This window comes from Streptomyces sp. NPDC055962 (assembly GCF_042270185.1).
Lineage (GTDB): Bacteria > Actinomycetota > Actinomycetes > Streptomycetales > Streptomycetaceae > Streptomyces.
Genome location: NZ_JBHJYN010000002.1, coordinates 740,366 through 753,042 on the forward strand (window position 1 = coordinate 740,366; position 12,677 = coordinate 753,042).

Genomic DNA, 12,677 nt, shown 5'->3' on the forward strand with positions numbered 1-12,677 from the left:
CTCGGTACAGGCGAAATCGGGCAGGCCGTTCGCCGCTCTCTACGCGCGTCAGACGTTTTTCTACGCGCGTCAGACCTCTTCCCTGCCGGAAATCTCCCGGTGACACGTCCCATCGGCACCTGCGCAGCGGACCGAGTCGTAGGCGCCCACGCCGATCGCGGCGAAGTTGCTGAGGCTCTCCGTGCCCGGCTCGAAATAGCCACTGTGTCCGATCGCGCCGCTCGCCGACACGATCCGTGCCCCGAAGGCCGGGTCGACCGGATCGGCGCCGTGGCCGAGACCGCCGACCGCCATGTTCGGCACGTCCTCGATCCAGTCGTCGGCGTCCCGCATGGCCCACACCCTGGCCCGGGTGTGCAGCGAGGCGGCGTTGTCCGCCCGCATGCCGGGGCTGCCCGCGACCGCGATGTCCGAGACTCTGGACGGCAGGCCGTGCGCGGCCACGCCGCAGAGCACGGAGCCGTAGCTGTGGCAGAACAGCGAGACGTCCGAGGAGCCGGGCAGCGACTCCAGCAGGGCGTTCAGCCGCACCGCCCCCTCCTTCGCGAGCCCGCCCAGCGCCGCGTCCATGCCGATCCCGGCGGGGGCCGTGTAGTCGGCCCACGCGATGACCGCCGTGGACGAACCGGGGCGCGCCGAGCGCTCGGCTCCGTACAGCGACCTGGCCATGCCGACGGGCGCCGCGTTCTCCTTGACGCCGGTGCGCTCCAGCGTCAGGAGGTTCGTGTCCACCCCCGGCACGACGACCGAGACCCGCTCGGCGCGGTCGAGGTCGCCGAAGACCTCGGCGGCCCGGCCGCGGCCCGACGGGTCGAAGGCGAGGATCTGCCGGTCGCCTGCGAGCAGGGAGCGGAAGCGGTCCAGCCGTGCCACGGCCTGATGGCGGCCGTCCGGGGAGAGCCGCACGTCCTGTGTCCGCAGCTCCTCGGCCGTCTCCGCCTGCGCCAGGGCGTGCCGGTTGGCCCGGTAGCGCAAGGTGACCGGCGCACCGTTCAGATTCCCCACCACCAGCGGGTACTTGTCCGCCAGGGCGACCTGCTGGCCCGCGGTGAGCGTCGCGAAGAAATGCGCCAGCCGGTAGGCCGGGGCACCCACGTCCGGGAGGGCGTGACCGGCTATCCGGTCCTTCGCCCAGGAAGCGAGCGCGACCTCGCGCGGTGCGGCGGAGTGCTGGTGACGTACGGCGGTCCACCCGGTGGTCGCCAGCATCACGAACACGACCGCGATGGCGAGCAGCGCGCGCCAAGCGGTGAGCGTGGGGGAGGAGTCGAAGGAAGTCACTGCGCCCCACCCTAGGAGACGCGCACGCGGCGTCGTCGCAGGGGTGACGCGGATCACTCGACCGCGGGGAATTGACCCCCCGTCTCTTACGCTCCGTGTGTGCCGGGACCACGCTCCGGCGCGCCGCACGGCCCTGCGGCGCCCGAAATGCCCCGGGAGGCAGGGGCATTGTGAGGTCGGCCATGCGGCGGCGATGAGGGGAACGGCACACCTGTGCGGTTCACGTAAGGACGTGCCTATGCGGCGCGCCAGCTCCCGGAGAGCGCAGGTCCGAGCTGGTCCAGGTGGAGTTCGGTCAGCTCCCGGAGTGCCTCCACCCCGGCGTCCCTCCGGCATCCCCACAGCTGTCCGGTCAGCCGCATCACGCCGGAGAAGGCGGCGACGGCCACCCGTGGGCGCGGATCCGCGTCGAGGTCGAGCCCCTCACGCTCCGCGATCACCGCGGCGGTCTGCTGCTCCAGGCCGATGTGGCGCCGCATGTGCGCGGCGTGCAGCGCCGGAGTCGATTCGATCATCCGGTAGGCGCGCATCTGGAGTTCGGCCGTGACGTCCTCGTCGTCGGCCTCCGCGAGGGCGTTCCACGCCTTCAGCGCGGCCCCGCGCAATGCCTCGAAAGGGGCCTCGGCGGCAGGGCGTTGACGCAACTCCGTGAGGAAACGGGCGTCGACCGCCTCCTGGACGGCGAACGCGACGGCCTCCTTGTTGGCGAAGTAGCGGAAGAAGGTGCGCTGGGAGACGTCCACGGCGTCGACGATCTCGTCGACGGTGGTCCGGTCGTACCCCTGCGAGGTGAAGAGTCTGAGGGCGGCGTGCAGCAGGGCTTCGCGGGTGCGCCGCTTCTTGCGCTCGCGCAAGCCCGCCGGAGCCCCTGGCACAAGAGCCCCGGATGTCTGCCTGCGTGTCACGTGCCGGACCTCTTTTCCCTGCTTTTACCTGCTCAGCCTACCTGTGAGCTACGTGACAGTTACTGTCTTGTGAATTGGTTTGTCAACTGTCAGAGGCTGACATAACGTCCTGCGCATGACTAGTCAGACCACTGTCGAGAAGGCACCGCGGGAGCCTGAAGACACCTCTGTTCCCGCACCGGTGAAAGGGCTGCGCGGCCACCCCTGGCTGACGCTCTTCGCCGTGGCCATCGGCGTGATGATGGTGGCCCTCGACGGCACGATCGTCGCGATCGCCAACCCGGCCATCCAGCAGGACCTCGGCGCCTCGCTCGCCGACGTCCAGTGGATCACCAACGGCTACATGCTCGCCCTCGCGGTCTCCCTGATCACCGCGGGCAAGCTCGGTGACCGCTTCGGACACCGCCAGACCTTCTTGATAGGCATCGCGGGCTTCGCCGCCGCGTCGGCCGCGATCGGCCTCTCCCAGGGCGTGACCCTGGTGATCGTCTTCCGGGTGCTCCAGGGCCTCTTCGGCGCCCTGCTGATGCCGGCGGCGCTCGGCCTGCTGCGCGCCACCTTCCCGGCCGAGAAGCTGAACATGGCGATCGGCATCTGGGGCATGGTGATCGGCGCCTCCACCGCGGGCGGTCCCATCCTCGGCGGTGTGCTCGTGGAGCACGTCAGCTGGCAGTCCGTCTTCTTCATCAACGTGCCGGTCGGCGTGCTCGCGCTCGTCTTCGGCCTGGTGATCCTCAAGGACCACCGCGCCGTGAACGCGCCCCGCTCCTTCGACATCGGCGGCATCGTGCTGCTGTCGCTGGCGATGTTCTGCCTGATCTGGGCGCTGATCAAGGGCGCCGAGTGGGGCTGGGGCGACCTGAACACGATCGGCTTCCTCGTCGGCGCCGTCGTCCTGTTCGCCGCGTTCGCGTTCACCCAGACGAAGGTCAGGGAGCCCCTGATCCCGCTGGCCATGTTCCGCTCCGTGCCCCTCTCGGCCGGTGTGGTGCTGATGGTGATGATGGCCTTCGCCTTCATGGGCGGGCTGTTCTTCGTGACCTTCTACCTGCAGAACGTGCACGGCATGAGCCCGGTCGACAGCGGTCTGCACCTGCTGCCGCTGACCGGAATGATGATCGTCGGCTCGCCCCTCGCGGGCCTCGCCATCACCAAGCTCGGCCCGCGCGTCCCGCTGGTCGGCGGCATGGTGTTCACCGCGGTCGCGATGTTCGGCATGTCACAGCTGACCGTGGGCACCAGCACGCTGACCATGTCCATCTGGTTCGGTCTGCTCGGTCTCGGCCTCGCCCCGGTGATGGTCGGCGCGACCGAGGTCATCGTCGGCAACGCCCCCATGGAGCTCTCCGGAGTCGCCGGAGGGCTGCAGCAGGCCGCCATGCAGGTCGGTGGCAGCCTCGGTACGGCCGTCCTCGGCGCCGTCATGGCCGCCCAGGTCGACGCCAAGCTCGGTGACAACTGGAAGGGTGCGGGTCTTCCGCCGGTCGACTCCGCGCAGCTGGACCAGGCGTCGTCCGCCATCAAGGTCGGCATGCCGCCCATCGCCCCCGGCACCCCGCCGGAGATCGCGGCGAAGATCACGGATGTCGCCCATGACACGTTCGTGTCGGGCATGAGCTCCGCCTTCATGGTCGCGGGCATCGTCGCGGTGGTCGCCGCCCTGGTCGCCACGCTCACCAAGCGCGGCGCCAACGCCGAGGCGGGCATGGGCGCAGGCCACATCTGACCCGCCCCGGTTCCCCGGTCCGCCCCGGCGGACACCAGGGGCCCGGGCGTCAACCCAGCGCACCCGACAGCCCCGCCGGACGGTCCCGGCGGGGCTGTCGCCTATCAGGGTGGTCCGCCGCCGGCCCCCTTCCCGGCCCACGCTCCCGCAGGTCAGAGTGCGGACATGGCGAGCCGTCCGGTTCGCCCGACCACGGGGGTTGATCCACCATGCGCACAACCGTTCTCGCCGCCACCCTGGCGGCCACCGCGCTCGTCCCGGCCACGGCCATGTCCTCCGGCGCCGCACCCGCCGCCCACCACGGCCCCGCCGGACAGGAGAGCGCACGCAGTGCCGCGCAGCCCAAGCCGGCTGGACTCGCGCCCTGCGGGGCGGGACAGCTCTGCCTCTGGGCGAAGCCCGACTTCAGGGGCGCCGTACAGGTCCACGAGCTGTCCACCGTCGGCATCGAGAGCTGCGTCCCGCTCCCGGCCGGCAGCTCCGCACAGGCCCTGGTGAACCGCACCGGGCGGCCCGTCACCACCTACCAGTCGGCCGAGTGCGCCGAGACCGGTGAGTTCGAGACCTACCCGGGCGGCGGCACCTGGGTACCCCGGTCGCCGTACACGGTCCGGGCCTTCAAGATCTGGGAGAGCTGACCGCGGCGCCCCCGGAGGGCCGGCGACCGGCCGGTCCTCCGGGATCCACCGGGGGCCTCCGGGGCGCTTCGGGATTATTCAGGGTCCTCCGGGATCCGTTGGGAACGCCGAAGGGCGGCGGACCAGGGGCCCGCCGCCCTTCCTCAGGAACCGCCTGTTCCCTACGCGTCACCGCCGGCCGGGCCGGGGCCCGCGGCCGCAACGTCCAGCAGTTCGTAGCGGTCGAGCGCCGTCTTCAGCGCCGAACGGTCGATCTTGCCCTCCTTGGCCAGCTCGGTCAGCACCGCGAGCACGATCGACTGCGCGTCGATGTGGAAGAAGCGGCGCGCCGCACCCCGGGTGTCGGCGAAGCCGAAGCCGTCCGCGCCCAGCGACTGGTACGCGCCGGGGACCCAGCGCGCGATCTGGTCGGGCACGGAACGCATCCAGTCCGAGACCGCCACGAACGGACCCTCGGAGCCGGAGAGCTTCCGCGTGACGTACGGGACCTGCTGCTCCTCCTCCGGGTGGAGCAGGTTGTGGCGCTCCACCTCCACGGCCTCACGGCGCAGCTCGTTCCAGGAGGTCGCCGACCAGACGTCCGCCTTCACGTCCCACTCGTCGGCGAGGATCTGCTGGGCCTCGACCGCCCACGGGACCGCCACACCCGACGCCAGGATCTGGGCCGGGATCTGGCCCTTCTCACCGGCGCGGTAGCGGTGGACGCCCTTGAGGATGCCCTCGACGTCCACGTCGGCGGGCTCCGCCGGGTGCTGGATCGGCTCGTTGTAGACGGTGAGGTAGTAGAAGACGTCCTCGCTCTCCTCGCCGTACATCCTGCGCAGGCCGTCCTTGACGATGTACGCGATCTCGTACCCGAACGCCGGGTCGTAGGAGACGCAGGCCGGGTTCGTCGAGGCGAGGAGCTGCGAGTGGCCGTCCGCGTGCTGCAGACCCTCACCGGTCAGCGTCGTACGTCCGGCGGTCGCTCCCAGCACGAATCCGCGCGAGAGCTGGTCGGCCATCTGCCAGAACTGGTCACCGGTGCGCTGGAAACCGAACATCGAGTAGAAGACGTAGACCGGGATCAGCGGCTCGCCGTGCGTGGCGTACGCCGAGCCGGCCGCGATCAGCGAGGCGGTGCAGCCGGCCTCGGAGATACCGTCGTGCAGCATCTGGCCGGTCGGCGACTCCTTGTACGCGAGGAGGAGCTCACGGTCCACGGACTCGTACTGCTGACCGAGCGGGTTGTAGATCTTCGCGCTCGGGAAGAACGCGTCCATGCCGAAGGTGCGGTACTCGTCGGGAGCGATCAGCACGAAACGCTTGCCGATCTCCTTGTCCCGCATGAGGTCCTTCAGCACGCGGACGAACGCCATGGTCGTGGCGATCGACTGCTGGCCCGAACCCTTCTTCGCGGTCGCGTACGCCTTCTCGTCGGGAAGGGGCAGCGGCTTCGCGCGCACCACACGCGTCGGGACGTAGCCGCCCAGACCCTGGCGGCGGTCGTGCATGTACTGGATCTCTTCCGAGTCGCGGCCCGGGTGGTAGTACGGCGGGTTGCCGTCCTCCAGCTGCTTGTCCGCGATCGGGATGTGGAGCCGGTCACGGAAGCGCTTGAGGTCGTCCGCGGTGAGCTTCTTCATCTGGTGGGTCGCGTTGCGGCCCTCGAAGTTCGGTCCGAGGGTCCAGCCCTTGACCGTCTGCGCGAGGATCACCGTCGGCTGGCCCTTGTGGGCCTTGGCCGCCGCGTACGCCGCGTAGACCTTGCGGTGGTCGTGACCGCCGCGGCCCAGGTGCAGGATCTGGTCGTCGGTCATGTCCTTGACCATGTCCCGCAGCCGCGGGTCGTCACCGAAGAAGTGATCACGGATGTACGCCCCGGTCTCGGTGGCGTACGTCTGGAACTGGCCGTCGGGCGTCGTGTTCAGCCTGTTGACCAGGATGCCCGTGCGGTCCTGTGCGAGCAGCGGGTCCCAGGTGCGGTCCCAGACCAGCTTGATGACGTTCCAGCCGGCGCCGCGGAACTGCGACTCCAGCTCCTGGATGATCTTGCCGTTGCCGCGGACCGGGCCGTCCAGGCGCTGCAGGTTGCAGTTCACCACGAAGGTGAGGTTGTCCAGCCCCTCGCGGGCGGCGATGGAGAGCTGGCCGAGCGACTCGGGCTCGTCCATCTCGCCGTCGCCGAGATACGCCCAGACGTGGGACTTGGAGGTGTCGGCGATGCCGCGTGCCTCCATGTAGCGGTTCATCCGCGCCTGGTAGATCGCACCGAGCGGGCCCAGGCCCATCGAGACGGTGGGGAACTCCCAGAAGTCCGGCATCGACCGCGGGTGAGGATAGCTGGACAGCGCGTGTCCGGCCTTCGACTTCTCCTGGCGGAAGCCGTCGAGCTGCGCCTCGCTCAGCCGGTCGAGCAGGAAGGCGCGGGCGTAGATGCCCGGGGACGCGTGTCCCTGGAAGAAGATCTGGTCACCGCCCAGACCGTCGTCCTTGCCCCGGAAGAAGTGGTTGAAGCCCACGTCGTACAGCGAGGCGGAGGAGGCGAAGGTGGCGATGTGGCCGCCGACGCCGATCCCGGGACGCTGGGCGCGGGAGACCATCACCGCGGCGTTCCACCGGGTCGCGTTGAGGACCTTGCGCTCGATCTCCTCGTCGCCGGGGAAGAACGGCTCGTCCTTCGTGGCGATCGTGTTGACGTAGTCGGTGCTGCGCATCTCGGGCACGGCCACGCGCTTCTCACGCGCGCGCTCGATGAGCCGGAGCATCAGGTAGCGGGCCCGCTCACGGCCGCGCTCGTCGACGGCGGCGTCGAGGGAGTCGAGCCATTCCTGGGTCTCTTCAGGATCGAAGTCCGGGACCTGGCTCGGAAGGCCGCCAATGATGATCGGGTTGCGATCGGATCCGGAAGCCACACTGTTCCTTCGCTGTTCGGTGGTGCTCTTCGGGGCCTGGTTGCGGGGAAACGTACCCCCGTGGTGGCCGTGTACGCCGCCACCATCGTGTACCGCCAGGGCCTGCACGTCACCTCTACTGTGGGGTAACACGAGGTTCCCGGACGCCGTGTCCGGGCACCAGTACCAGCAGCGCGAGGGCGGCCCTGCCCAAACCGCAACCATACGCCCAACCCGGCCAAGCGTTCCCAAAGCCCGTTCGAATCCGAATGGCGGAGCGAAACGGCATAAGCTGAGGAAGGACGTAAAGGGACCGGACACCATTTCCGGCCCCGCAGGAGACGGCCGGAAGTTGCGGCGACGTGGCAGGGAACGTCACCGTTTAGGCGGTCTCGGACGCCGGGTACTTGCGCGATTCGCCGAGCCCGTGTGGACTACGGCCAATGCCCCGCGCACGCGCGTGGCTGAAGCATTTTCCGAAACATGATCAGGAGGCAACCCGTGAGCGCGACCGCGGACCACGCGGAGGAACGGACCAACACGGCCGTAAGGCTTGGGTTCGAACCCGGACAGGTGGTCCAGGAGATCGGCTACGACGACGACGTCGAGCAGGAGCTCCGTGAGGGCATTGAGGCCACAATCGGCCAGGAACTCGTCGACGAGGACTACGACGACGTCGCTGACGTCGTCCTGCTCTGGTTCCGCGACGAGGACGGCGACCTTACGGACGCGCTGGTGGATGCCATTGGTCTGATCGAGGACGGCGGGGCGGTCTGGCTGATGACGCCCAAGACCGGCCGCGACGGATACGTCGAGCCGAGCGACATCAACGAGGCTGCCCAGACAGCTGGTCTTGCCCAGACCAAGAGCATCAACGCGGGCAAGGACTGGACGGGCAGCCGTCTGGTCACTCCCAAGGGGGCCAAGGCCAAGCGCTGAGAGCTCTTTCCTCACCCGAGGCCCCCGACGGCACCACGCCGCCGGGGGCCTTCGTACGTGCCGCCGGCGGCCTTCCTGCGTGCCTCCGCGGGCCTGCCCCGGATCCGCCGGGGACGCTGCGTAGGGTGGGTGTCACCCGGACGGACCAGGCCGGGGTAGTACGACGTCTGCGAAGGGATGCGTTTCACATGGCGATCGAGGTCGGCACGAAGGCCCCGGATTTCGAGCTGAAGGACAACCACGGGCGGACCGTGAAGCTCAGCGACTTCCGCGGTGAGAAGAACGTGGTGCTGCTCTTCTACCCCTTCGCCTTCACCGGTGTCTGCACGGGCGAGCTGTGCGCGCTCCGGGACGAGCTCCCGAAGTTCGAGAACGACGACACCCAGCTGCTCGCCGTCTCCAACGACTCGATCCACACCCTGCGCGTCTTCGCCGAGCAGGAGGGCCTGGAGTACCCGCTGGTCTCGGACTTCTGGCCGCACGGCGCCGTCTCGCGGGCGTACGGCGTCTTCGACGAGGACAAGGGCTGCGCGGTGCGCGGCACGTTCATCATCGACAAGGAGGGCGTCGTCCGCTGGACCGTCGTCAACGGCCTGCCGGACGCACGCGACCTGAACGACTACGTCAAGGCGCTCGACTCGATCTGAGCCGGGGCGCCCGGGGGCCGGTCCGCACCGGCTCCGGGGTCCGCGATGCGCGGGATCCGGCGTTTGTGACGTGCAGGATCCGGGGATCTCCTGGCGGCGAGCGGCCAAAAGCCTGTTTTGGCCGGGAACCGGTCACTAGGATCCAATCGTTGATCCGATGCCAACGCACGACGGGGGCGCTGGTGTCTGCCGGCCCTCTCACAACATTTGGAGGACTCGTGGGAGTCAGCCTCAGCAAGGGCGGCAACGTCTCGCTGACCAAGGCCGCGCCGAACCTGACCGCGGTCATCGTCGGTCTGGGCTGGGATGCCCGTACGACCACCGGTGGTGACTTCGACCTCGACGCCAGCGCACTGCTGACGAACGCCGAGGGCAAGGTCGGCAGCGACGGGAATTTCGTCTTCTTCAACAACCTCAAGAGCCCCGACGGCTCCGTCGAGCACACCGGTGACAACCTCACCGGTGAGGGCGAGGGCGACGACGAGGTCATCAAGGTCAACCTCGCCGGCGTCCCCGGCGACGTCGACAAGATCGTCTTCCCGGTCTCGATCTACGAGGCCGAGAGCCGTCAGCAGAGCTTCGGTCAGGTGCGCAACGCGTACATCCGCGTGGTGAACCAGGCGGACAACAGCGAGCTCGCGCGCTACGACCTCAGCGAGGACGCCTCGACCGAGACCGCCATGGTCTTCGGCGAGCTCTACCGCAACGGCGCCGAGTGGAAGTTCCGTGCCATCGGCCAGGGGTATGCCTCGGGTCTGCGCGGTATCGCGCAGGACTTCGGCGTCAACGTCTGAGCCGGTCCGGAGAGCCTCCGGACACCTCACAGCTCCACCGCGTCCGGCGCCGCACATGTGCGGCGCCGGACGCGCTCGGCAGAGCGCCCCGCGTCCGTCAGGCGCCCGTGCCGGGCCGGAAAGACCGTCCATCGACTCGGGGAGGACACACCATGGGCGTCACGCTCGCCAAGGGAGGCAATGTCTCCCTCTCCAAGGCCGCACCCAATCTCACGCAGGTGCTGGTCGGGCTCGGCTGGGACGCACGATCCACGACGGGAGCCGACTTCGACCTCGACGCCAGCGCACTGCTGTGCCAGTCGGGCCGGGTCCTCGGCGACGAGTGGTTCGTGTTCTACAACAACCTCACCAGCCCCGACGGCTCCGTCGAGCACACCGGGGACAACCTCACAGGGGAGGGTGACGGCGACGACGAGTCCGTCATCGTGAACCTCACGCAGGTCCCCGCGCACTGCGACAAGATTCTTTTCCCGGTGTCGATCCATGATGCCGACAATCGTGGGCAGACATTCGGTCAGGTCAGCAATGCCTTCATCCGCGTGGTGAACCAGGCGGACGGTCAGGAGCTGGCGCGGTACGACCTCACCGAGGATGCGTCGACGGAGACGGCGATGATCTTCGGCGAGCTGTACCGGTACGGCGGGGAGTGGAAATTCCGTGCGGTCGGACAGGGGTACGCGTCAGGGCTTCGGGGCATCGCTCTAGACTTCGGGGTCAACGTTTCGTAAAGCCGCGCACGGCGCGGGGGAGCCCCGTACTCACCGGGGGAGACCCGTTACTTACACGATGGGGTAGCCAGTGCTTCTGAAAACCTTCGGCTGGTCGTTCGCGGTTACCGCGCTCGGCCTGGTCGCAGCGGTGTTCTACGGGGGGTGGCAGGCATTCGGCATCGTCGCGATCCTGTCGATCCTGGAGATCTCGCTGTCCTTCGACAACGCGGTGATCAACGCCGGAATCCTGAAGAAGATGAGTGCCTTCTGGCAGAAGATCTTCCTCACCGTCGGTGTGCTCATCGCGGTCTTCGGTATGCGGCTGGTGTTCCCCGTCGTGATCGTGGCCATCAGCGCCCAGCTGGGGCCGATCGAGGCCATCGACCTCTCGTTCAACGATCCCGACCGGTACAAGGAACTGGTGACGGACGCCCATCCGTCGATTGCCGCATTCGGTGGCATGTTCCTGCTCATGATCTTCCTCGACTTCATTTTCGAGGACCGTGACATCCAGTGGCTGCGCTGGATCGAGCGCCCGCTCGCCAAGCTCGGCAAGGTCGACATGCTGTCGGTCTGCGTCGCGCTGATCGTCCTCCTGGTGGCCGCCATGACCGTGGCGACCCAGGCGCACCAGCACGGTGGCGGGCACGCGGACAAGGCGTCGACCGTCATGCTCTCGGGCATCGCCGGCCTGATCACCTACCTCGTGGTCGGCGGTCTCTCCGGATTCTTCGAGAACAAGCTCGAGGAGGAGGAGGAGCGCGAGCAGGAGGCCGAGGAAGAGGCCAGGAAGACCGGCAAGCCGGTCACCGGCGTCGTCCTCGCGGGCAAGGCCGCGTTCTTCATGTTCCTCTACCTCGAGGTCCTCGACGCGTCCTTCTCGTTCGACGGTGTCATCGGCGCCTTCGCCATCACCAACGAGATCGTGCTGATGGCCCTCGGCCTCGGCATCGGCGCCATGTACGTCCGTTCGCTCACGGTCTACCTGGTCCGTCAGGGCACCCTGGACGACTACGTCTACCTGGAGCACGGCGCGCACTACGCGATCGGCGCCCTGTCGGTGATCCTGCTCGTCACCATCCAGTACGAGATCAACGAGATCATCACCGGCCTGGTCGGTGTCGTGCTGATCGGCTGGTCCTTCTGGTCGTCGGTGCGGCGCAACAAGGCGATCGAGGCGGCCGGCGGCGACGGCGGCGGCCCGGATTCCAAGGCGGAAGTCTCCTCCGGGGTGTGACCCGGTAGGGATTGAGGAACGCTCTCTCTGCGGGGCGGCCCATGTCGGCGTTCTCGGGTGACACCCGGACCCGGCCGGTGGCCGCCCCGCAGTGGCGTGCGGGGAGTGGGGCCGTGGGCGGCGGGTCGGCGGTACGTACCGATACATGTGGGGGTTGGGATGGCCTTCTGGGACGGCCTGTTTCCGCGGCGGGCGTCGCAGTTCGAGTCGGGTAACTCCGCGACGAGCTCGATCGTGCTCTCCAGGCGCAACGCCACGGTCTCGCTGAACAAGCAGGGCGCGCTGTCGGGCAACCTGCGCGTCAACCTGTCGTGGCGCATGCGTACGTCGGACATCGGCGGGAGGTCGCGTCAGAGCGGCCGGCTGCTGCGTCCGCTGAAGCTCTTCCAGCCCGAGGTCGTCCAGGCGCACACCCAGGGCATGGTCAACGTCGACCTGGACCTGGGCTGCATGTACGAACTGGCGGACGGGACCAAGGGCGTGGTGCAGCCGCTGGGCAACCTCATCGGCGACCTGAACGCGGCGCCCTACGTCCGGCTCAGCGGGGACGACCGGTTCGGCGCGCCTTCGGGTGAGACCGTCTACGTGAACCTCGACAAGCGCGACGAGATCAAGCGTCTGCTCTTCTTCGTATACATCTACGACCAGACCCCGGCCTTCGACCGGACGCACGCCAAGGTGACGCTCTACCCGGGGAACGGCCCGCGCATCGAGATCGAGCTGGACGAGCGGGCCCCGCAGGCCCGCTCGTGCGCGGTGTTCACGGTGGAGAACGTCAAGGGCGAGCTGATCGTGCGGCGCGAGGTGAAGTTCGTGTACGGCTTCCAGTCGGAGCTGGACCGGATGTACGGCTTCGGCATGCAGTGGGGACGCGGCTACAAGACGCGGGCCTGAGTGCGTGCCGTGACGGGTGACCGCGCCGCCGGT

11 protein-coding genes are annotated in these 12,677 nt (G+C 68.6%); 8 read left to right on the forward strand and 3 right to left on the reverse strand.

The features are described from left to right. Window positions 1-69: 69 nt before the first annotated feature. Window positions 70-1,281: an alpha/beta hydrolase gene (locus ACFC51_RS08540; RefSeq protein WP_376368178.1), complete on the reverse strand. Its 1,212-nt coding sequence runs from the start codon at window positions 1,279-1,281 to the stop codon at window positions 70-72. A gap of 236 nt (window positions 1,282-1,517) precedes the next feature. Continuing rightward, a complete protein-coding gene (locus ACFC51_RS08545; protein ID WP_376368177.1) occupies window positions 1,518-2,186 on the reverse strand; it encodes a TetR family transcriptional regulator in 669 nt (222 codons plus the stop codon). A 238-nt stretch (window positions 2,187-2,424) separates the two neighbouring features. Here ACFC51_RS08545 and ACFC51_RS08550 point away from each other — a divergent pair, with 238 nt between their 5' ends. Together ACFC51_RS08550 and ACFC51_RS08555 are read left to right on the forward strand one after the other, a co-directional pair. Further along, window positions 2,425-3,912, forward strand: coding sequence for an MFS transporter (locus tag ACFC51_RS08550; RefSeq protein WP_376368246.1), 1,488 nt, complete (start codon window positions 2,425-2,427; stop codon window positions 3,910-3,912). Between the two features lie 209 nt (window positions 3,913-4,121). Further along, window positions 4,122-4,550 (forward strand): peptidase inhibitor family I36 protein, encoded by a 429-nt coding sequence (locus ACFC51_RS08555; protein ID WP_376527645.1) that lies wholly within the window; start codon window positions 4,122-4,124, stop codon window positions 4,548-4,550. Between the two features lie 161 nt (window positions 4,551-4,711). Here ACFC51_RS08555 and aceE read toward each other — a convergent pair whose 3' ends face one another. Then, window positions 4,712-7,444, reverse strand: coding sequence for a pyruvate dehydrogenase (acetyl-transferring), homodimeric type (gene aceE, locus ACFC51_RS08560; protein ID WP_376527648.1), 2,733 nt, complete (start codon window positions 7,442-7,444; stop codon window positions 4,712-4,714). Between the two features lie 480 nt (window positions 7,445-7,924). On the opposite strand from aceE, the gene ACFC51_RS08565 reads away from it, so the two are divergent. The 6 genes from ACFC51_RS08565 to ACFC51_RS08590 all read left to right on the forward strand — a co-directional run bounded on the left by ACFC51_RS08565 (window position 7,925) and on the right by ACFC51_RS08590 (window position 12,644). Then, a complete protein-coding gene (locus ACFC51_RS08565; protein WP_376368174.1) occupies window positions 7,925-8,362 on the forward strand; it encodes a DUF3052 domain-containing protein in 438 nt (145 codons plus the stop codon). Between the two features lie 188 nt (window positions 8,363-8,550). Continuing rightward, window positions 8,551-9,009, forward strand: coding sequence for a peroxiredoxin (locus ACFC51_RS08570; RefSeq protein WP_376368173.1), 459 nt, complete (start codon window positions 8,551-8,553; stop codon window positions 9,007-9,009). Between the two features lie 218 nt (window positions 9,010-9,227). Further along, window positions 9,228-9,803 (forward strand): TerD family protein, encoded by a 576-nt coding sequence (locus ACFC51_RS08575; protein ID WP_329228405.1) that lies wholly within the window; start codon window positions 9,228-9,230, stop codon window positions 9,801-9,803. 152 nt (window positions 9,804-9,955) lie between these two features. Further along, the gene (locus ACFC51_RS08580) at window positions 9,956-10,531 is read left to right on the forward strand and encodes a TerD family protein (protein WP_329228403.1); all 576 of its coding nucleotides are present in this window, start codon (window positions 9,956-9,958) and stop codon (window positions 10,529-10,531) included. A gap of 70 nt (window positions 10,532-10,601) precedes the next feature. Beyond that, window positions 10,602-11,750: a DUF475 domain-containing protein gene (locus ACFC51_RS08585; protein ID WP_376527650.1), complete on the forward strand. Its 1,149-nt coding sequence runs from the start codon at window positions 10,602-10,604 to the stop codon at window positions 11,748-11,750. A gap of 159 nt (window positions 11,751-11,909) precedes the next feature. Next, entirely contained in the window at window positions 11,910-12,644 is a 735-nt protein-coding gene (locus tag ACFC51_RS08590; protein WP_376368170.1) for a Tellurium resistance, read from the forward strand. Window positions 12,645-12,677 lie beyond the last annotated feature (33 nt).

Coding starts and splice junctions, on each gene's coding strand:
- ACFC51_RS08580 (WP_329228403.1), top strand. CDS start 9,956: ATGGGCGTCACGCTCGCCAAGGGAGGCAATGTCTCCCTCTCCAAGGCC.
- ACFC51_RS08555 (WP_376527645.1), top strand. CDS start 4,122: ATGCGCACAACCGTTCTCGCCGCCACCCTGGCGGCCACCGCGCTCGTC.
- ACFC51_RS08550 (WP_376368246.1), top strand. CDS start 2,425: ATGATGGTGGCCCTCGACGGCACGATCGTCGCGATCGCCAACCCGGCC.
- ACFC51_RS08570 (WP_376368173.1), top strand. CDS start 8,551: ATGGCGATCGAGGTCGGCACGAAGGCCCCGGATTTCGAGCTGAAGGAC.
- ACFC51_RS08590 (WP_376368170.1), top strand. CDS start 11,910: ATGGCCTTCTGGGACGGCCTGTTTCCGCGGCGGGCGTCGCAGTTCGAG.